We start from the raw sequence: 20417 nt of genomic DNA on the forward strand, positions 1-20417 counted from the left end.
TGGCGCGACCAGGGTGACGGCGTCGGTCCGTGCGCGGAGTGTCCACCACCGGACACGATTCAGGGAAGGGGCGCGGCGCTGTCTACTGGGCCCGGGCGATGAGCAGGGCCACGTCGTCGTGGTCGTCGGGGTGGCGGAGTCCGTGCAACAGGACGTCGCAGGTCTCCTCCAGCGGCCTGTGCGGCTCGTCGAGGAGGTCCAGCAGGGCGTTCAGCCGGTCGTCGATGGGGTGTTGACGGGTCTCCACCAGGCCGTCGGTGTAGAGCACCAGCACATCGCCGGCACGCAGCTCGATCGCCGTGGTCTCGAACCGGACGCCGCCGACGCCGAGCGGTGCGCCGGCCGGCAGGTCCAGCAGCCTCGGCGTCTCGCCCGGCCGCGCGAGCGCGGGCGGCATGTGCCCGGCGTTGGCGATGCTGCACTGCCCGGTGTGGGGGTCGTACACCGCGTACAGGCAGGTGACGATGTAGTGCTCCAGATCGCAGGTGATCTTGTCCAGGTGCTGGAGCACCGCGCCGGGGGCGAGGTCCAGATCCGCATAGGCGCAGGTGGCGGTGCGCAGCCGGCCCATGGTGGCGGCGGCGTCGATGCCGTTGCCCATGACGTCGCCCACCACCAGGACGGTCTTGTCCTCGGCCAGCGGAATGACGTCGTACCAGTCGCCGCCGACCTCGCTGGTGGCCTGCGCGGGCTGGTAGCGGGAGGCGAGTTCCAGGCCCGGGTGGTGCGGGGAGTGCTCGGGCAGCAGACTGCGCTGGAGCGTGAGGGCCGTATTGCGCACGCTCTGGAACCAGCGGGCGTTGTCGATCGCCACGGCGGCCCGGCCGGCGAGCTCGGCGGCCAGCAGGATGTCGTCCTCGTCGAACGGCGCCGGATTGTGCGTCCGCTTCAGATCGAGCGCGCCGAGCACCTCGCCGTGGGCGATCAGCGGCACGGCCAGGTACGAGTGGACGCCGGCCTCGGCGAGCAGGGCGCCGGCCTCGGCGTCCCGGGCGATGCGGGGCAGGTCGCGCGGCCCGACCTGCGGCACCAGGACCGGCCGGCCGGTGTGGACGCACAGAGTGACCAGGCGGTCGCCCTCGTACGCGGCGACGTCGCCCGGCGCGTCGGCGGCGCGCAGCGCGACCGTCGGACGGGCCGCCTTCAGCGCGAGGGAACGGAAGAGCTCGGGGCCGTTGTCCCTGCGTACCCGACGGCAGGACAGGGCGGAGTCGAGGATGTCCACGGCGACCACGTCGGCCAGCGCCGGCGCGGCGATCTCCGCCAGCTCACGCGCCGTCTGATCCACGTCCAGCGTGGTCCCGACCCGCGCGGAGGCATCGGCGATGAGCGCCAGGCGCCGCCGCGCCCGGTCGGCCTCGGCCGCCGCGTGATGCCGCTCCGTGACGTCGACGACCGAGGCGGCAGCGCCCAGGACCCGGCCCACGGGGTCCTCCAGGCGGTAGAAGGACAGCGACCAGGCGTGCTCGTGGCCGGGATCGGCTTGGGGACGGCCGACGTGGTACTGGTCCAGCAGTGGTGTACCGGTGGCGAGCACCTGACGCAGGGCGGACTCGACGGTGTCGACGTCCGGGAAGGGCAGCGTCTCCCGCAGGTGACGGCCGATGTGGTCCCCGGCGGGGGTGCCGTCGATCCGCTCCAGCGCCGGGTTGACCAGGAGATAGCGCAGATCCGGGTCCAGGAGGGCCAGACCGATGGGGGACTGGTTGATCAGCTGCTCGCACAGGGCCAGGTCGGTCTCCACCCGCTGGAGCAGGGTGTGGTCGGCCGCGATGCCCAGGGCGTACACGTCCCCGAGGTCGTCCAGCAGCCGCATGGTCCGGAACTCCGTCAGCCGGCTGCTGCCGTCCTTGTGCCGCACCGGGAACGCCCCGGCCCAGCCCCGGCCCGTCTCCAGCACCTCGGTGAACAGGCTCATCACGGACTGCAGGTGCTCGGGGTGGACGAGCAGGCGCGCCGCGGGCTTGCCGAGGGCCTCCTGCGCCGTGTAGCCGAAGAGCTCCTCGGCCTGCGGAGTCCAGAAGACGATGCGGCCGCTGCTGTCCAGGGCCACGGCGGCCACGCTCAGCACGTCGAGCAGCCCGGTCGGCCGGGACGGCTCGACGCCCTGCTTCCCGTGGCCGGTGTCGAAGGAGTCGACTGCCATGCCGGGTTCACCTCCACGGCCGGGCGGGCCCGCGCGGGCGCTGCCGACCGGTGCTTCCATGGTCCCTCCGGCCCGGTCCGGACCCAACCCCACGGGGACGGGCCCGGGCCCACGCTCACCACTCGCACCAGTCCCGCACGGCAGCCGTCTCACGGCTGAGCGGCGAGGAGGCCGCCGCAGGCACGGCCACCCGGAGCACCTTCATCGGCGCCACCTGCCTGTACGCCGTCTACGACCCGGACACCCGGCGGTGCGCCCTGGCCCGGGCCGGCCACCCGCCGCCCGTCGTCGTGACCCCGGACGGACATGCCCACCTCCCGGAGATGCCCGCCGGTCCCCCGCTGGGGCTCGGCGGAATGGCCTTCGAGGCCACGGAGATCGAACTGGCCGAGAACAGCCTCTTCGGCCTCTGCACCAACGGTCTCATCAAGGGCCACGACCACGACCTGGAGCGCGGCATGTCCCGGCTCGGCGAGATCCTCGCCCTTACCGGGGACGACCTGGACGCGCTGTGCATGTCCGCCGTGCGCAAGCTCCTGCCCGTGCCGCAGCGCGACGACATCGCACTGCTCCTGACCCGCGCCCACGCCCTCCGCGCCGACCAGGTCGCCTCCTGGGACGTGCTCCCCGACCCGGCGTCCGTCGGCGACCTGTGCGCCCGTGCCACCCGCCAGGTCGAGGAGTGGGGCCTCGGCGAGGAACTCGCCACGGGAAGATCATCTGTGCCGAACAGGAGATCCGCTGACACCCGGATTTGCCTTCGAGTGGACTCCAGCGTCCAGACTGGCCCGGACGGAATCCCTGCAGAGGACAGAACAGGACGGCGGCGGCGATGGCAGCGACGAACAGGGCGGGGCATCCCCTGCCGTACGACACCTACCGCGAGGCCGTCGCCCGCGAGACCCTGCGCTTCGCCGAGGTGGTCCGGGGCGCCGACCCGGCGGACGCCGTACCCTCGTGCCCCGACTGGACCCTGGCCGACCTCGCCCGGCATGTGGGCGCGCTGCAGCGCTGGTTCGGCACGCTGCTGACCCGGCTGGTGCAGGAGCCGCCCCGCAGCCGCGACGTCGAGCTGGGGCTGCCCGAGAACCCGCGGGAGTACGCCGACTGGGTGGCAGCCGGGGTGCCCGATGTGGCGGCCGTGCTGCGGGACACCGACCCCGAGGCGCCGATGTGGGTGTGGGGCGAGGACCGGCACGCACGGTTCTGGGCCCGCCGGATGCTCTTCGAGACGCTCGTGCACCGCGTGGACGCCGAGCGCGCCGTCGGCCTGCCCTCGGCCGTCGACCCGGTGCTCGCGGCCGACGGCGTGGACGAGTTCCTGGTCAACCTCCCCTACGCGGGTGTCTTCGCCCCCGGTGTCACGAAGCTGCGCGGCGAGGGCGAGACCCTCGCGTTCCGGTGCCCCGGTGCCGACGGCGGGGACGGCGAGGAGTGGCGGATGCGGCTGGACCCGGACGGCTTCCGTCTGCTGCCGCGTGGCGACGGCGAGGCCGACGCCGGACCGGCCACGGCGGCGGTGCGCGCAGGGGCGGCTGATCTGCTGCTCCTCCTCTACGGGCGCCGGTCCGCTCAGGAGTCCGCCTTCGAGGTCTCCGGGAAGGCCGCCGTCCTCGACAACTGGTTCGCGCACACCGCCTTCTGATCAGCCGGTCGGCGGCTCCTCGGGCAGCAGGCAGACGGCGAGCGCGGCCGTGTCGTCCTGAAGGCCGGTGTGACTGTATGCCAACAGGTCGTCGTGGAGCCGTTCCAGTAGTTCCCTGGGTGGGAGGGGACCCCATGCGCGCAGGCGCTCGAGCAGCGGGTAGAAGGCGCCTTCCGCGTCCCGGGTCTCCGTCACCCCGTCCGTGTAGAGCAGCAGACGGTCGCCGGGCCGGAACGGATAGGTCTCGACGTGGTACGGGTCCTCGACCAGCATGCCCAGGTTCAGCGGCGGAGCCGGCCGCCCGCTGTCCAGTTCGCGCACGTCACCGTCGGCGGGGAGCGAGACCGGCGGCGGATGGCCGCAGTTGACGACGCGCACGACCCCGCCCGCGGCGGGCACCTCGGCGAAGATCGCGGTGACGAACCGTTCCTCCGTTTCGCTCCCGCCGAGTTGCTGCGCCCTGCGGCACATGCTCGTGTCCACCCGGCCGGTCAACGCGAGCAGGTCGGGTTCGTCGTACGCCGCCTCGCGGAACGCCCCGAGCAGCGCGGCGGCGGTCTCGACGGCCAGCAGCCCCTTGCCGCGGACGTCGCCGATGACGAGGCGGACCCCGAAGGGGGTGGGGACGGCCTCGTAGAGGTCGCCGCCGATCCGGGCCTCGGCGGCGGCCGAGAGGTACAGGCTCTCCAGCACCAGATCGCCCATCCGGTGCGGCACGGGCCGCAGCAGGACGCGCTGCGCGACCTCGGCCACGAACCGCAGGTCCGCGAGTGTGCGTTCCCGCCGGATCCGGTGGGCGGCCAGGATCGTGCCGAGGCCGCCCACCAGGGCCGTACAGATGTAGGAGGCGACGTAGTGGCGGTCGAACAGATAGCCGACGGAGCGGCCCGCACAGCACGGGGTGCCGGCCAGGACCCCTTCGAAGACGATGGCGAACAGCGTGGCGCTGGCGACCCCGAGGGGGCCGTACGAGAAGGCCGCCACCAAAGGCACGCCGATGAGCAGGAAGCTCACCGGCCAGTCCACGGGCGTGACCGGCTCCAGCACCAGCACGCCGGCGACGTACAGGAGCGGCAGCCAGCGCAGCCACATCGGAGGTGCCGGCAGCCGGGGCTGGAGTACCGCGCCGTCCTCCGGCTCCCGGCCGGTCCGCTCGTGCGTCACCCGACCAGCCTGGTGCGGCGCCGCCCCGTAGCCCGGTGATTGCTCCACTCAACGGCATGTTCCGCCGGCCGGCGCCGGTCAGCGCGCCTTCGCGCCGGTCCCGAAGCCGATCGCGAAGACGTGCAGGCCCCCGGCGGCGACGTCGGACGGCAGACGCACGCTGCTGACCGTCCTGCCCGGGCTCAGTGCCACCGGCGCGGTGGCGAACACATACGTCCTGGTGCTGTCGGAGGCGGTGCCCGCATGGTTGCGGTAGGGCATGGTCACGGCGACCGCGTTGTCGGCGAGCGGTGAGGCGGTGCCCCCGCTCAGCGTCCAGTCCGACAGGCCGAGGGCGATCGACTGGGTCGTGCCGTCCGTGTACGTGACGGTCGCGGTGCCGGAGGCCGGGCCGTTGTTGGCGGCACCCAGGAAGGAGATGCTGCCGGAGCCGGACGCCCTGACCGTCTGCCCGTTCGCCTCGTAGTTGTCCGGTGCGCCCGGTGCCACCTGGGGCCAGGTGAACGTGATCCCGCCGACGGTGACCTTGGAGCCGGGGGTGACGCCCGCCGTGGCCAGCGCGTGCGCCGAGTAGCTGGAGCCGGCGCCGTCGAAGTTCGCCGAGTCGGCGGCGGTGTCGCCGGACGTCCCGACGTCGGTGAAGGAGGGCGCTCCCGGGTAGGAGCGCGGAGCGGCGGAGGGGTCCGACGCCCAGGAGGTGTCGGGGGTGCTGCCGAGCACATAGGTGAGGGTGCCGCCGGCCGACAGGGCGCCGTCGGGCGCGTGTGCCGCGTTCCAGGCGGTGCCGTTCCAGGTGGCCGACTGCACGTACGGAGCGTCGTCCGCCGCGCCGGTGCCGTTGATCGTGAGGGTCCGGCCGGACGGCAGGGTGATCACCGCCTGGGGGAAGAGCGGGCTGCCCAGCGCGAGGTCGGCGGTGCCGGGGGTCTCCGGATACATGCCGAGGGCGGACCACACGTACCACGAGCTCATCTCGCCCAGGTCGTCGTTTCCCGCGAGACCGGAGGGGCCGTCGGTCCAGATCTGGTCCTGGACCTGCCGGACGACCTTCTGCGTCTGGTACGGGCGGCCGATGTAGTCGTACTCCCAGGGAATGTTGAGGCTGGGTTCGTTGCCCAGGTCGGTGTATCCGCCGGCGCCGGTGAGGGAGGACAGGTCCGTGTCCAGGTATCTGGCCATGGCCGCGTCGCCGCCCATGGCGGTGGCCAGCCCGTGCACGTTGAACGGCACCATCGGCGTGTACTGCCAGGAGTCGCCCTCGACGAAGTTCTTGCCCGAGGTGGGCGAGAACCCGGCCGTCCAGGTACCCGACGCGTCGCGCGGCCGGACGAATCCGCTGCCGTGGTCGAACAGGTTCTGCCAGTCCTGCGCCCGGTCCGTGAACCGCTGCTGGTCCGCCGTGTGCCCGAGGGCACCGGCGAGGGCGGAGATCGCGAAGTCCGCCGCGTCGTACTCGAGCGTGGTGGAGGCCGCCCCGTAGAAGTTGCAGCAGCCGTACTTGCCGTTGCTGGGCAGTCGGCCCAGCTGCTCCAGATAGGCGAGTCCGGGCCGGTTGTCGTTGGGTGCGGTGGCGTTCGCGATCATGCCCTTGAGCGCGGTGGCGGTGTCGAAGGTGCGGGCACCGAAGGCGTAGTAGTCGGCGATGATCTCGTCCGCGGGATCGCCGACCATGACATGGGTCTCCCCATTGTTCTCCGACCACTTGGGGAACAGGCCGGTCTGGCGGTAGTCGTCGACCATCGACTGGGCGGTGTCGGAGGCGGTCCGCGGGGCGACGAGGGCTTCGAGCTGCGCCTGCGAGCGGTAGACGTCCCAGCCCGAGTAGTTGGCGTAGGCGGCACCGTGGCCGGAGTCGACGGTGTGGGTCTTGCCGTCGAAGCCGGGATAGCGGCGGTTGGTGTCACTGATCACGTTCGGGTGCAGCAGCGCGTGATAGAGCGCGGTGTAGAAGACGGTCTGCCGCGAGGGCGTCCCGCCGGCGATCCGCACCCGGCCGAGCAGGGACTTCCACGAGGCGTACGCCGCGCCGCGCACCTTGGCCAGGTCCCACCCGGCGTTCTCCGCCTGGCGGTTGCCCACGGCGCCGGCGGTGGACACATAGGAGATGCCGACCTTGGCCTGAACGGTCCGGTGGGTGGTGGTGTCGAACGTGACGTAGCCGTCGGAGCCGCTCGCCGCGGGGGCGAAGGTGTGGGCCGTACGGGGAGCGGTGCCGTGCAGCACCGGCCTGTTCCGCGCCTCGGGGGCGCTGGGGGAGGCGTTGCTCCTGGGCGTGGTCGGCGTGGCGGCGGCCAGCGCGGTGCCGCTGTGCCGGAACGGCTGGTCGAAGACCATGTCGTAGTAGACCGTGTAGGAGTTGCCCTCGCCGCAGAAATTACCGCTGGTGACCTTGCCTCTGACCTCTTTGTCGTTCACCACGTCGAACTCGGCGGCCGTGTCGCCGTTCTCACTGCCCGTCAGCTTGAAGACGAGGTTCGCCCGGTTGGTGGACGGGAAGGTGAAACGGGCCATGCCGCTGCGGGTGGTGGCGGTCAGTTCCGTCTTGACGCCGTTGTCCAGGGACACGGTGTACGAGCCGGGCGTGGCGGACTCATTGGCGTGCGAGAAGCTGTCGGTCGCCCCCGTGTCGACCGTACCCACGGTCGGCAGCACCGGGATGTCACCGGCGGCCCGGCAGCCCGGTCCCGCGATGTGGGTCAGACCGAAGCCGGTGATGGCGGAGTCGCCGTACTCGTAGCCCCCGCCGTCCGGCCGGTGGGGACTGGTGTCGGGGCTCCACTGGACCATTCCGAACGGTGTGTCGGCCCCGGGGAAGTCGTCGGCGGCGTGCGAGGTCCCGATGAACGGGTTGACGTAGGAGGCCGGATCGGTGACCGGCGCCAGAGAGGCGGAGGACGCATGGGCGGGGGCGGAGGCGGCGCCCACGACCAGGGCGCCAGTGGCCAGCACGGACAGAAGGCGGAACGGCACCATCGTGACCATGTTCCCTTCGAGACTCGTTGTCCCGAAGCTTGCCCCTTCAGTCTCCGCTGTCAAGGACGCGCGATACAGAACCAGCCGTTTATCTGACACATTGTCACCTCCTTTGTGCGGATGACAACTTGGCGCAATTTCAGAACTTTTCATAAGGCCAAAGCCACAAATCTTGACGGCAATCACCAGGCGTGCGTACGTTCCGCAGCGGCCGCCCCGGCGCTCCGACTCGACCGTCCCGAGCCGCAATCACCCCCCCCATCGAGGAGCCCAGCATGCGCGGAAGCCCCAGATCGCTCGCGTCGCTCCTGGCCGTCATCGGCCTCGTCCTCGGCGCGTTGCTCGGCCTGCCCGGACCCGCACAGGCCGCAAACGCGCTGCCCTGTGACATCTACGGCGGTGCCGGTACCCCCTGCGTCGCCGCGCACAGCACGGTGCGCGCGCTCTTCGCCTCCTACGCCGGCCCGCTGTACCGGGTCGTCCGTGCCTCCGACGGAGTCGGCGCCGACATCGCGCCGCTGTCTGCGGGCGGTTACGCGGACGCCACCCAGCAGGACCGGTTCTGCGCGGACACCACCTGCACCATCACGAAGATCTACGACCAGACCTCCCGGCACAACGACCTCACCCCGGGCCCGGCGGGCACCTCCGGCATGGGCGCGGACCGCGGCGCGGACGCCTCGGAGATCGCCGTCACCGCCGGCGGACACAAGGCATACGGCGTCTGGATCTCGCCGGGCGTCGGCTACCGGTACACGGGGGCCGCCTCCGGCGTCGCCGTCGACGGACAACCCGAGGGCACCTACATGGTGGCCGGCGGCACCCATGTCGGCTCCGCCTGCTGCTTCGACTACGGCAACGCCGAGAGCTCACCGGCCGACACCGGCAACGGCCACATGGACGCGGTCAGTCTCGCCACCACCTGCTACTTCGCGCCCTGCACCGGCTCGGGGCCCTGGGTCGAGGCCGACCTGGAGAACGGGATGTTCCAGGGCGACAACGGCTCCAACACCGCCAACCGGGGCAACGGCAGCACCTTCGTGACGGCGGTGCTGAAGAACAACGGGCAGACGAGGTACGCCCTCAAGGGCGGCGACGCCCAGTCGGGCCCGCTCACGACCTGGTGGGACGGCGCCCTGCCCACCCGCGGTGGCTATCGGCCCATGCACCAGGAGGGCGGCATCATCCTCGGCACGGGAGGCGACAACAGCAACTGGAACATGGGCACTTTCCTCGAGGGCGTGATGGTCGCCGGCTATCCGACCGACGCCGCGGAGAACGCGGTCCAGGCCAACATCGTCTCCGTCGGCTACTTTGGCGAGACGAACGTCCCCAACGGCCCCCAGGGCACCATCACCGGCCCCGGCGGTACGTGCGTCGACGTGGCGGGTGACGACACCGGTGCCGACGGGGCGGCGGTGCAGCTGTGGGGCTGCCAGTCCTGGGCGGAGGACCAGCACTGGGCGCACTTCGCCGACGGCAGCCTGCGTACGCTGGGCCGGTGCCTGGACGTCGATGGTAACGGGACGGTGAACGGCACGAAGGTGGAGTTGTGGGACTGCAACGGTGTGGGCGGTCAGAAGTGGGTGCAGCAGGGTGACGGTTCGCTGCTGAATCCGCAGTCGGGGCGGTGTCTCGACGCGCCCGGTGGCGCGACGGGCGACGGCACCCGCTTGCAGATCTGGGACTGCAACGGCTCCGCGGCGCAGAAGTTCTCGGTCGACGGGGGTGCCCCGGTCGCCGGCCCCGGCGGTACGTGCGTCGACGTGGCGGGTGACGACACCGGTGCCGACGGGGCGGCGGTGCAGCTGTGGGGCTGCCAGTCCTGGGCGGAGGACCAGCACTGGGCGCACTTCGCCGACGGCAGCCTGCGTACGCTGGGCCGGTGCCTGGACGTCGATGGCAACGGGACGGTGAACGGCACGAAGGTGGAGTTGTGGGACTGCAACGGTGTGGGCGGTAGGAAGTGGGTGCAGCAGGGTGACGGTTCGCTGCTGAATCCGCAGTCGGGGCGGTGTCTCGACGCGCCCGGTGGCGCGACGGGCGACGGCACCCGCTTGCAGATCTGGGACTGCAACGGCTCCGCGGCGCAGAAGTTCCGGCTCGGCTGACGGCGGTCCGCCGTGACGGTCCGCCGGGATGTCAGACGACGTGCTCCTCCTCGGGTACGACGACCTGGTCGACCAGCCGCTGGATCTGCTCGCCCGGCAGGGCGACCGCCAGGGCCCAGTAGTAGATGACGAGGCTGAACGCGGCGGTGACGCCGATGTCCCACCACAGCGGGAACCAGGGGTGCTCGAGCGGCCCGAAGTCGCTCAGATAGACGATGAGGCCCATGCCCACCAGGTAGACCGGCAGCCATTGCGCGGCCCGCAGGTCGAGCTCGGGAGTGATGGGGTTCAGCTTGAACAACCGGTTGGCGACCAGGATGACGTAACCGATGAGGATGGCAACGCCCAGCTTCCAGTCGGTGGTCCAGCCCGACCACAGGATCAGCAGGTTGGCGACGATGAACGCGAGCGGCGACAGCACGCCACCGCCGGGCAGCCGGTAGGGCCGGTGGGCGTCGGGCAGCCGGTTGCGGAAGACCCCGAAGGAGAGCGGGGCACCGGCGTACATCAACACGCTCGCGCTGGTGATGAGCCCGACCAGGGAACGCCAGCTGGGGAACGGCAGGAAGCAGAGGCAGCCGATGACGAAGGCGACGATCAGTCCGACCCAGGGCACGCCCCGCCGGTTGGTCGCCTCGCACGCGGAGGGCACGTAGCCGTTCCGGCTCAGACCGTAGGAGACCCTGGAGGAGCCGGTGATGTAGATCAGGCCGGTGCCGGCGGGGGAGATCACGGCATCGAGATAGAGGACCGTGGCCAGCCAGCCCAGACTGATGAGCGTGGCGACCTGGGCGAACGGCCCGCTCAGCGCGGTGAACGCGGAATTGGCCCAGTGGCTGCCGATCTGGGAGGCGGGCAGCGCCGCGAGGAAGGTGACCTGCAGCAGGATGTAGATGACGATGCCGAGGAGGATCGACCCGATCACCGCGCGCGGGATGTCACGCTTGGGGTTGGCGCTCTCGCCCGCGAGTTGGTCGGCCTGCTCGAAACCAAGCAGGGCGAAGATGATGCCGCTGGTCGAAACGGCGGACAGGATGCCCTTGGCCCCGTAGGGGTTGAAACCGTCCGCCGCGGTGAAGTTGCTCGTGTGGAACTGGGCGATGGCGAACACGAAGATCGTCAGCAGCGGAACGCCGACCTTCCACCACGTCGCGGCGCTGTTGGTGCGGGCCAGCAACCGGATGCTGAGAAAGTTGATGGCGGTGATGACCGCCATCAGGCCCACCGCGACGGCGATACCGGGCGGCGTGAGGACGTGCTCGCCGCCCTTGACCTTCTCCCAGCCGCTCGCCCAGGAGTAGTGCTGCGCGTATGTGATCATCGCCAGCACCTCGATGGGCGCCACCGTGGCCGCCTGCAGCCAGGAGAACCACCCGAACGACGCGCCGGCGGCGCCGCCGAAGGCGTAGTGCGGGAACCGGGCGGTGCCGCCCGAGACCGGGTACATGCCGCCGAGTTCGGCGTGCACGAGCGCGAGGATCAGGATCGCGACGCCGCCGATGGCCCACGAGATGATCGCCGCCGGGCCGGCCGACGCCAGGGCGCCCTGTGCGCCGAACAGCCACCCGGAACCGATGATCGACCCCTCCGAGGCCCAGATGAGGCCCACGAAGCCAATCTCCCGCCGGAGCCCCGGTTTCTGGGTCTTCGGACCGGGTGACGCCGCTGACACGGCCATGGTCCACCCCCTCGATAGGGTGAGATGCATCACTATCGTGCCACGCTGACGCGACCATGGCGCTCACCGTGCAGGCACCGTTTTCCTGCGTCGCCGCGCTGCCCTCAGGAGCCGGGGGCGGGGCGCGGGCCGGCCGGCGGGGTGCCGGTGACCGCCGCGCGGTAGAGGGCCCGGGCGGCGGTGCCGAAGTAGGCGCTGTAGGAGATCTGCGGGGTGTTGCCGCCGGTGTGGTAGCCGCCGATCACTCCGATGACCGCCCATCCGCCGGGCCACGGAACGAGCATGGGGCCGCCGCTGGTCCCGCCCACGAAGGCGTCGCAGGCGATGCGCGGGAAGACACCCGGATCGGCCGGGTCGTCACTGTCCCACCGGGTGGTCCAACTCCAGCACTCCAGGGGCTTCTCCGCTCCGGCCGGGTAGCCGATCATCCGTACCGGCACGTGGTAGTAGCCCGTCCCGGTGAGCAGCCGTACCCCGCCGACCGCGTCCTCCAGGAGTGTTCCGTCCTGATTGGGCTCGGTGACCGCGAAGGCGAAGTCGTATCGGGCCCCCGCGTGTTCCCCCAGGTCGTAGTACTGCTGCGGGACGTAGACGCCGTCGGTGCGCACGGGGAAGACCCCGAACGGCTTGAGGCTGTCGTGGTACTGCGGGACGAAGGCCAGGTGGCGCCTGGGCGAGGCGCCCGCGTACCCCTTCAGGCAGTGGCCGGCGCTCAGCACCAGGTCATGGCCTGGGCTGCGCACGACGGAGCCGCTGCAGGTGCGGCCGGTTCCCGAAGCATCCGTCCAGAAGAAGGTGCCGGTCTGCGGGATGCCGTCGAAGCTCCTGCTGGGAGGGATGTACTCGCCCGGCCGTGGTCCGTCCACCGCGGGGGCCGCACCGGTCGCCGTCGTACCGGGCCCGGTGCCCTCGCGGATGTCGGCGGGCAGCGCGGCCGCCATACGGGCCGGGGTCCAGTAGGCGTCGAGCCGGCCGGCGAGCGGGTTCGGGCCGGCCGCCGCGCCGGCGGCGGATGCCGTGCCGGCGGCGGATGCTGTGCCGGTCCGGGCGGAAGCCGTGGTGGTGAGGCCGGCACAGAGCAGAAGGGCTGCCACGCAGACGGCGGCGCATCGCACGATCCTGGTCCCGGGCTCCATCGGTTCCCCTCAGAACGGACGCGAGTGAGGGCTCACCATAAGCCCGTGGGTCGCGCCCGGCACAGCGCGCACGGCCGTATCCGGTTGCCACATGGCCACAACTGATCCCTGGGCGACCCCGTCTGTCTTACCGTCAGGTGTGGTCGGCCGGAGCAGAGAGGCCGATTACCTCCGCATCGGGCGGGGCCGGCAGTGACGCAGTAGAGCCGTGCATCCCGCCTTGCACGAGTGGATCGCGGTGCGTGACGGTCGGCTGCGCTGCTCCCTCGACCTCGTGCGTGCTGACCGCCGGTGACCGGCTGGGGTGCGGCCCGGCCAGGTGCACCGGTACGACACCTACGCCCGTGCGCTCGGCTACGGCCTCCGGATCCTCACCCGGGCCCCCTGCTCGGCCGTCGGCACCGGGGCGAAGACCTTCGTCGACGACCGGTCCTGCTGGAGGCACGGCGGTTGCTGCGGCACACCGACCTGCCGGTCGTGGCCGTCGGTGACCGCCTCGGATTCCCTGGCGACACCGTGTTCACCAGGTACTCCGCCGCCGCAGCGGGAGACCCCGGTCACGTTTCGGTCACGGGCCAGCGGGGCGAGTGGGGCGCGAGCTCCTGGGTAGACGCCCCTACCGGCCATGAGAACCACATGGGCTCAACCGAAAGGAGCAGGCCATGCAGAAGCTGACAAGGAACGCGGGTGCCACCGGCTTGGCCACCGCGATGGTCGCAGCCGCTCTCCTCGCGAGCGGCACCTCCGCGGCGGCGACCACGCCGAGTGACGCCGGTCACACCGCCACCCGTGCCACGGCTGCGCACTCCAGCCAGAACCAGTACCGCCACACCGGCCACCGCCGGTGCATGGATCCGTGGGTCGCCGGGCAGGTGGCGACGTTCGACCCCGTCGCCCGGCACCGTCTGGCCGTGTACGACCCGTGGGTCAAGGACCAGCTGACGCGCTTCGTCGCTCCCGCCTGTTAGCCCCGGCGCGCTCCGGCGCTCCTCTCCGCGCCGCCGCGATCACCTGACGAACAGCATGTCCGGGTACCGCGGTGACGGCCCCTGCAGCAGCCGCCCACTGCGGCCGCGCAGCCAGTGATCGAAATAGGCGGAGACATAGGCCTCGTTGGTGCGTATCGCCGTGGCGGGGTCGATGGTGCCGATGTCGTCGGTCTGCGCACATCGCGGCAGACGCAGCTGCGGCACCAGAGCCTCCGCGTCGGTGAACGAGGCGTGCTCCGAGCCGCGCAGGATCAGCTGACGGTTCCAGCCTGGAGTGTGGGCGCGGAACGCCTGCCAGCCGGGGCCGGTGTCGGTCTTGCCGTCCTTGCCCATCAGCAGCAAGGGCCGGTCGAGGCCGTGGCGGGCGACGGGCATGAGCGAGCCGTCGAGGTAGGTCAGATTGCCGTCCATGTCGATGCCCGCGGTGATCCGGTGGTCGGCGCCCATCGCCAGGGCGGCGGCGGTGCCACCCATCGAATGACCGAACATGCCCACCTCGGCCAGGTTCAGCGCCCCGGCCAGGCCGTCGGGGAGCGGCTGTCCCTCCGCGTCGGGGTTGCGGCCGCTGTTCAGCTCCTTGAGCCGGTCCAGGACGAAACGGGTGTCGGCGACCCGGACGGCCAGCGCCTTGCGCAGGAACGCATCGGCATCCGAGGGCAGCGTCAGGGTGGCGAGGGAGCCGTCGGGGAACTCCACCTCGGGTGACTCGTAGGTGTGGTCGACGGTGACGACGGCGTAGCCCCGGCCGGCCAGGTCGGCCGCCATCGCCGTGCCCCAGGTGCGGGGTTCGCCGAGTCCGGGGGAGTAGAGCACCACCGGCAGCCGTCCCGCACGCCCGGCGGACACGGGAGCGCTGCGGGTCACGTGGGTGACGGTGCGGGCCCAGTCCGCACGGCCGGACGGAATGTGCAGGTCGAGGTAGCCGTTCGCCGTGACGTCGGCGAAGTGGGAGGCCGCGGCGGGCAGCATGTAGGGGGCCGCCGGGCGGCCGGTCGTGTGCGCCGCCGGGTAGAACACGCTGACCATCAGCTCGCGCCGGCTCCGCGCGGAATGCCACGGATCGGGCCGTGTGCGGTCCACCAGGTGCAGGTCCACCTCCCCGACCCGGTACCGCCCGGTCGGGGCGGGAAGCGAGAGGTGGTGGGCGGAGGACGGGACCGGCTTCGGCGCGGTGGGGGCGGCACGGGAGGCGGCGGCGGCCGGCACGGCGGCGGTGAGCGCACAGAGCGCGACGACTGCGCAGGCGGTGAGCGCGCGCCGCCGGGTGACTTCGCGGCGGCCGCGCGGCAGATGATTCGTCATGGATCAACCCTGACGGCCCGTCGGCTCTCCGCGCATCGGGGAAGGACCCCGATCCTGACCCTCAGGGTGTCCGTAGGGGTGGCCCGGAGTCCGCCCCGTGAGCCGCATGCTCGCACGCTCGTGCACCTGACGACGCCCCTCGGCCAGGTCGCCGGCTCTCACCTTTTCGGCCCGCCTCCCTCGCCGGGACAGAGACTGCCCCTGGGTGTCCACCTGCCCCGCTTGCTAACCGGAGCAGTGTTCCGTATGGTCGTACCGGAACGATGTTCCGCTTATTCGCGGAGTCAGAGCCTCGGCCGACCACGACGCATGTCCTCTCGTCGTCCGTTTCCGCGACGCTCCGCGCCCAGTGACGCTGCCCCCAGTCAGGAGACACGGTCATGCAGTACCGCACCCTCGGCCGCACCGGTGTGCAGGTCAGCTCCCTCGCGCTCGGCGCGATGAACTTCGGCCGGATCGGAGGCACCACTCAGGAGGAGGTCACCGCCCTTGTCGACGCCGCTCTCGAAGGCGGGATCAATCTCATCGACACCGCCGACATGTACGGCGAGGGCGAGTCGGAAGAGATGGTCGGCAAAGCCGTGGCCGGTCGCCGCGACGACATTGTTCTGGCGACGAAGGCCGCCATGCCCATGAGTGACGAGCGCAACCACAGGGGCGGTTCGCGGCGCTGGCTGGTCACCGCCCTGGACAACAGCCTGCGCCGCCTGGGCGTCGACCATGTCGACCTCTACCAGATCCACCGGTGGGACCCGAGCACCGGCGACGAGGAGACGCTGTCGGCCCTGACCGACCTGCAACGCGCAGGGAAGATCCGCTACTTCGGTTCCTCGACCTTTCCCGCCCACCGCATCGTCCAGGCGCAGTGGGCCGCCCGTGAGCACCACCTGGGCCGTTACGTCACCGAACAGCCCAGCTACTCCATCCTGCAGCGCGGGGTCGAGAGCCATGTGCTGCCCGTCGCCGAGGAGTACGGACTCGGTGTGCTGGTGTGGAGCCCGCTGGCGTCGGGCTGGCTGTCGGGCGCCGTCCGTGCGGGCCGGGACATCACCACCCACCGCTCGGCCTTCATGCCGCAGCGCTTCGATCTCGCCGTTCCCGCGAACCGGGCCCGGCTGGAGGCCGTCGAGCGGCTGGCCCGCGTCGCCGACGAGGCCGGCCTCACCCTGATCCAGCTCGCCCTCGGTTTCGTCACCGCGCATCCCGCGGTGACCAGCGCGCTCATCGGCCCTCGCACGCCGGCCCACCTGCACTCCCAACTCGCCGCTGCCGACGTCGAGTTGTCCGCCGACGTGCTCGACGCGGTGGACGCGGTCGTGGCCCCCGGTGTCGACCTGGCCCCCGAGGAGAAGCACGACACTCCGCCCGCGCTGCTCGAGGCGTCGCTGCGGCGACGCCCAGCCGCCTAGGGCGGCCGCCGTGCCCGGCCCCGCCAACGACCGGCGAACCGCTTCCGAGCCCCGCTCGGCGAAAGGACGACAGCTCGTGCCGGCCAGGTCTCGTCCCCGCTTCGGCATCATGACGGCCCCGTCGCAGGTCGACTACCAGGATCTCCTGCGGGTGTGGCGCGAGGCGGACGCGCTCCCGGTGATCGAGCACGCATGGTTGTTCGATCACCTCATGCCGATCTTCGGCGACCCGCACGGGCCGACGTGCGAGGGCTGGACGCTGCTTTCCGCTCTCGCCGCACAGACCCGGCGCCTGCGGATCGGCGTCCTCGTCACCAGTAACCGGTTCAGACCCCCTGCGATGCTGGCCAAGATCACCGCGACGGTCGATGTCGTCTCCGGCGGACGACTGGACTTCGGCATCGGCGTCGGCTCCCGGCCCGGTCATCCCCTGGCCCGGCGCGAGTACGCGGCGCACGGCCTGCCCTTCCACGACTCCGCGCAGGCCGTGGGCAGCCTTGCCGAAGCCTGTACGGTGATCCGGCGGCTGTGGACGGAGGCCGAACCCTTCGACTTCCACGGCAGCCACCACCGCCTCACCGGAGCGTTCGGCAACCCCAAACCCGTACAGCGTCCCCACCCGCCGATCCTCGTCCGCGGCCGGTCGTCCGCGACGTTGCGTGTGGCCGCGGCACACGCCGACCTGGGGAACATCCCCGGCGGTGGCGACATCGACGACATCGCCGGCCGGAGCGCACTGCTGGACCGCTACTGCGCCGAGATCGGCCGCGACCCCGCCTCGGTCACCCGCTCGGTCCACCTGCCCGTCTCCTGCGACGAAACCGGCAGCACCCGGAACGCCGTCGCCGAGGCGCTCGCCGCCGGCTTCGGGCACGTCGTCCTCGGGCTGTCGGCGCCGTACCCCACGGGTGTCGCCCGGTGGGTCGCCGACGAGCTCATCGGCCCGTCGCTCTGATCGCCCGCCCTCACCACCTCTGCGGTGGTGCTCCACGGTCCCCCGCCGGGTGTGGTCGATCAGGCGTTCGCCGTCGCGGGACCCGTGGAAGTCGGCACAGGTGAAGCCGGGTTGGCGCCTCACCGTGTCCTCGGTGGCCCGGACGAGCAGGGTGACGGGCTCCTCCTGCCGGCCGGGTGGCACGGTGAACGCATCGATGAGGGGTGTCACGGGGCCTGCCGTAGCGACCTCGACAGTAATGGCCATTAAGTGACTTCTCTCCTTACCGGAGGAGGGATCGCCGTGCGGCCGCGCTCATTCCCGCGATCGGAGGCGGGCGGCGAGGGGCGGGGCCGTGAAGAGGGCCGGGACACCGGGCGCCCCGAAGGCGCCGTTGGCGGCTCCGAGGCGCGCGGCTGGCTCTACCATTGGCCCGTCGCCGTGTCGCTCACGCCGCGAGACGGCACAGCCACGCCCAAAGTGGCTGATCGCGGAGGGAGTACAGTGTCGAATCCCCGGCTGGACGACCGCCTTGTGGCCGACGGCCCCGGTCAAGCCGTCCGGTTCCGTCCCCCTGCGGGCGCCGGCCCGGAGCTGCTGCAACGCGGCCTGGACCATCCGGTGCTGACGGAGGTGCTGCGTCACTTGACGGAACGTCAGGCACAGTCACTGGATCGGCCGGTCGCGTACTACGAGGACAGTCCCTGAGGTGAGACACGGTCCGGAAGGGGGAGCGGTGGCCCCGGCAGACGTACACGCGTCGGCGCCGTGGCCGCACCGGCTGTTGGACGTGCCCGCCCTCCGCCACGCGGGCGTCCCGCCGGTACCCTTCCAGCAGTTCGTCCTGAAACTGAACAGCCGCTGCAACCTGCTCTGCAGCTACTGCTACGTGTACAACGCGGCGGACGACTCCTGGCGCGGCCGCCCGCCGCGCGTCGGGCAGGACGTGCTGGAGCGCAGCGCCCAGCGGATCGGCGAGCACGTGGCCACCCACGGGCTGCGGCGGATCAGGGTCGAACTGCACGGCGGGGAGCCTCTTCTCGGAGGTGTGGACACCGCGTTGCGGCAGGTGGCGGAGGTGCGTGCCGCGGTGCGGTCCGCCACCGGGGCGCCCTGTGAGGTCCTGGTGAGCGTGCAGACGAACGGCACCCTGTTGACCGCGGACGCGGTACGACGGCTCGCGGCGGCCGGAGTCCGGGTCGGCGTCAGCCTCGACGGTGGCCGGCCCGAACACAACAAGCGGCGCACCGACCACGCCGGCCGGCCCGCCTGGGCGGCCGCCACCCGGGGTCTGGCTCTGCTCGCCCGGCATCCCGAGGCCTACGCCGGACTGCTGTGCACCATCGATCTCGACCTGGACCCGGAGGACGTCTACGACTCCCTGATGGAGTTCCGGCCCGCCGCCCTCGACTTCCTTCTGCCGCACGCCAACTGGGAGTCGCCACCGCCGGGCAAGGGCCCCTCCAGCGTCGGCTCGGCCCCGTACGGGGAGTGGCTCGTCCGGGTCTTCGACCGGTGGTTCGACGGCGGCCGGTACCGGACGCGCATCCGGCTCTTCACCGAGATCATCGGACTGCTGCTCGGCTTCCCGAGCCGCGCGGAGGCCGTCGGACTCTCCCCGGTCGCCGCCGTCGTGGTGGACACCGACGGCGCGATCGAGCAGGTGGACAGCCTGAAGGCGGCATACGCGCAGGCGCCCGCGACCGGCATGGACGTCTTCCGCAACAGCTTCGACGACGTACTGGAACACCCCGGCATCGTGGCCAGGCAGCTGGGCGTCCGCGCCCTCGGCGCGGACTGTCTGCGCTGCCCCGTGCTGCACATCTGCGGCGGGGGGCACTACGCCCACCGGTACCACCGCGGAAGCGGTTTCCGGAACAGATCGGTGTACTGCGCGGATCTCGAGCTGCTCATCCGGCATGTGGCCCGCAGGATCGAGCCGGTGCTGTGCTCGGAACCCCTCCTGCCCCATTGAACCCGTTCTCGTTGCACGGCAGTTGATCTGGCGTCAGAATCCTGCTGTGAGCACTGTCGGGGGAGGGGCCGCGGCGCTGGAAGTCTGGCGGGCCCAGAGCATCTGGTCGCAGGCTGCCGACCGGCACAGGAGGGCGATCGCCCGGGCACGGCTCGTCACGCTGTGCGCAGGGGTCGCCGCCGGTGTGTTCGGAGCAGCGTCCGCGCAACTCATGCCGGTGTCCTCGCCGGCCGGACGGACCTTCGCCTTCCTGGCCCTTCTCGCGGCGGGCACCACACCGCTGACGGCTCTGGGCGCCGCGCCCGGCCGGGTGCGGCAGTGGACCAGACTGCGCTCGGTGTCCGAGGAGCTCAAGAGCCAGCTGTACGTCTACCTGGCCGGAGTCGCCCAGTACCGGCAGCCGGCGCACCGCGACGCGGAACTGCTGGACCGCACCGGAGCCGTGTTCGCCGAGGCGGCCGACCTCGAACCGCAGACCCACGGCATCCGCCCGGCCGACCGCCCACTGCCGCCCGTCACCGACCCCGCCGGGTACGCCGAGCAGCGGCTTCGGCGCCAACTCGAGGAGTACTACCGGCCGAAGGCGGAGGAGATGGCAGGCCGCGCCCGTCTGGTGGAGCGCTGCGGCCAGGCGCTGGCGGCCGTCTCCGTGGTACTCGGCGCGGTGGCCGGGGCCTACGAAGCGCAAGCGGCGGCGGCCTGGATCCCCGTGGTCTCCACCGTCTCGGCCGCCGTGGTGTCGTACGGGGCGTCGGCGCGCTATGTGAGCCAGCAGCTCGAGTTCAGCAGAACCGCCGGCGAGCTGGACCGGCTGCTGCGGTGGTGGCGGCAGTGCGACCCGGCCACGGACGCTAACGCCGACCGGCTGGCCGAGCGGACCGAACACGTCGTCTCGGTGCAGAACGAGGGCTGGATGGCCAAGTGGATCGCGGACTGAAGGCGGGGCGAGGGTGGT

13 protein-coding genes and 1 pseudogene are annotated in these 20417 nt (G+C 71.6%); 8 read left to right on the forward strand and 6 right to left on the reverse strand.

Going from position 1 to position 20417, the window contains the following annotated elements:
• Window positions 1-82 precede the first annotated feature (82 nt).
• Window positions 83-2146, reverse strand: a complete 2064-nt coding sequence (locus tag ABZ919_RS21315) for a SpoIIE family protein phosphatase (RefSeq protein ID WP_361249975.1) — start codon at window positions 2144-2146, stop codon at window positions 83-85.
• Window positions 2147-2292: 146 nt separating this feature from the next.
• Between ABZ919_RS21315 and ABZ919_RS21320 the strand changes: the two are divergent.
• A pseudogene (locus ABZ919_RS21320) lies at window positions 2293-2844 on the forward strand (PP2C family protein-serine/threonine phosphatase); the annotation flags it as partial.
• A gap of 134 nt (window positions 2845-2978) precedes the next feature.
• A complete protein-coding gene (locus ABZ919_RS21325) occupies window positions 2979-3791 on the forward strand; it encodes a maleylpyruvate isomerase family mycothiol-dependent enzyme (RefSeq protein WP_361249978.1) in 813 nt (270 codons plus the stop codon).
• Here ABZ919_RS21325 and ABZ919_RS21330 read toward each other — a convergent pair whose 3' ends face one another.
• Both ABZ919_RS21330 and ABZ919_RS21335 read right to left on the reverse strand, forming a co-directional pair.
• The gene (locus ABZ919_RS21330; RefSeq protein ID WP_361249981.1) at window positions 3792-4955 is read right to left on the reverse strand and encodes a PP2C family protein-serine/threonine phosphatase; all 1164 of its coding nucleotides are present in this window, start codon (window positions 4953-4955) and stop codon (window positions 3792-3794) included.
• A gap of 78 nt (window positions 4956-5033) precedes the next feature.
• Window positions 5034-7928: a lectin gene (locus ABZ919_RS21335; RefSeq protein ID WP_361249984.1), complete on the reverse strand. Its 2895-nt coding sequence runs from the start codon at window positions 7926-7928 to the stop codon at window positions 5034-5036.
• Window positions 7929-8203: 275 nt separating this feature from the next.
• On the opposite strand from ABZ919_RS21335, the gene ABZ919_RS21340 reads away from it, so the two are divergent.
• Window positions 8204-10039 carry an arabinofuranosidase catalytic domain-containing protein gene (locus tag ABZ919_RS21340; RefSeq protein WP_361249987.1) on the forward strand — a complete coding sequence of 612 codons (1836 nt, stop codon included), beginning with the start codon at window positions 8204-8206 and terminating at the stop codon, window positions 10037-10039.
• A 31-nt stretch (window positions 10040-10070) separates the two neighbouring features.
• Here the strand turns inward: ABZ919_RS21340 and ABZ919_RS21345 are convergent, their stop codons facing one another.
• Together ABZ919_RS21345 and ABZ919_RS21350 are read right to left on the reverse strand one after the other, a co-directional pair.
• Window positions 10071-11717, reverse strand: coding sequence for an APC family permease (locus ABZ919_RS21345; protein ID WP_361249990.1), 1647 nt, complete (start codon window positions 11715-11717; stop codon window positions 10071-10073).
• A gap of 104 nt (window positions 11718-11821) precedes the next feature.
• Complete coding sequence (locus ABZ919_RS21350; RefSeq protein WP_361249993.1) at window positions 11822-12811, reverse strand: hypothetical protein; 990 nt, start codon at window positions 12809-12811, stop codon at window positions 11822-11824.
• Between the two features lie 704 nt (window positions 12812-13515).
• Here ABZ919_RS21350 and ABZ919_RS21355 point away from each other — a divergent pair.
• Window positions 13516-13821 carry a hypothetical protein gene (locus ABZ919_RS21355; protein WP_361249995.1) on the forward strand — a complete coding sequence of 102 codons (306 nt, stop codon included), beginning with the start codon at window positions 13516-13518 and terminating at the stop codon, window positions 13819-13821.
• 39 nt (window positions 13822-13860) lie between these two features.
• Here the strand turns inward: ABZ919_RS21355 and ABZ919_RS21360 are convergent, their stop codons facing one another.
• On the reverse strand, window positions 13861-15144 hold the full coding sequence (locus ABZ919_RS21360) for a Tat pathway signal protein (protein WP_361249998.1): 1284 nt from the start codon (window positions 15142-15144) through the stop codon (window positions 13861-13863).
• 380 nt (window positions 15145-15524) lie between these two features.
• Here ABZ919_RS21360 and ABZ919_RS21365 point away from each other — a divergent pair, with 380 nt between their 5' ends.
• From ABZ919_RS21365 to ABZ919_RS21380, 4 genes are all read left to right on the forward strand, one after another.
• A complete protein-coding gene (locus ABZ919_RS21365; protein ID WP_361250000.1) occupies window positions 15525-16553 on the forward strand; it encodes an aldo/keto reductase in 1029 nt (342 codons plus the stop codon).
• Between the two features lie 109 nt (window positions 16554-16662).
• Window positions 16663-17508, forward strand: a complete 846-nt coding sequence (locus ABZ919_RS21370; RefSeq protein WP_361250163.1) for an LLM class flavin-dependent oxidoreductase — start codon at window positions 16663-16665, stop codon at window positions 17506-17508.
• 715 nt (window positions 17509-18223) lie between these two features.
• Window positions 18224-19462: an FxsB family cyclophane-forming radical SAM/SPASM peptide maturase gene (locus ABZ919_RS21375; RefSeq protein ID WP_361250003.1), complete on the forward strand. Its 1239-nt coding sequence runs from the start codon at window positions 18224-18226 to the stop codon at window positions 19460-19462.
• Window positions 19463-19508: 46 nt separating this feature from the next.
• Entirely contained in the window at window positions 19509-20399 is an 891-nt protein-coding gene (locus tag ABZ919_RS21380) for a DUF4231 domain-containing protein (protein ID WP_361250005.1), read from the forward strand.
• The last annotated feature ends 18 nt before the right edge of the window (window positions 20400-20417 follow it).

This window comes from Streptomyces sp. NPDC046759, assembly GCF_040645475.1.
In the GTDB taxonomy this organism is placed as follows: domain Bacteria; phylum Actinomycetota; class Actinomycetes; order Streptomycetales; family Streptomycetaceae; genus Streptomyces.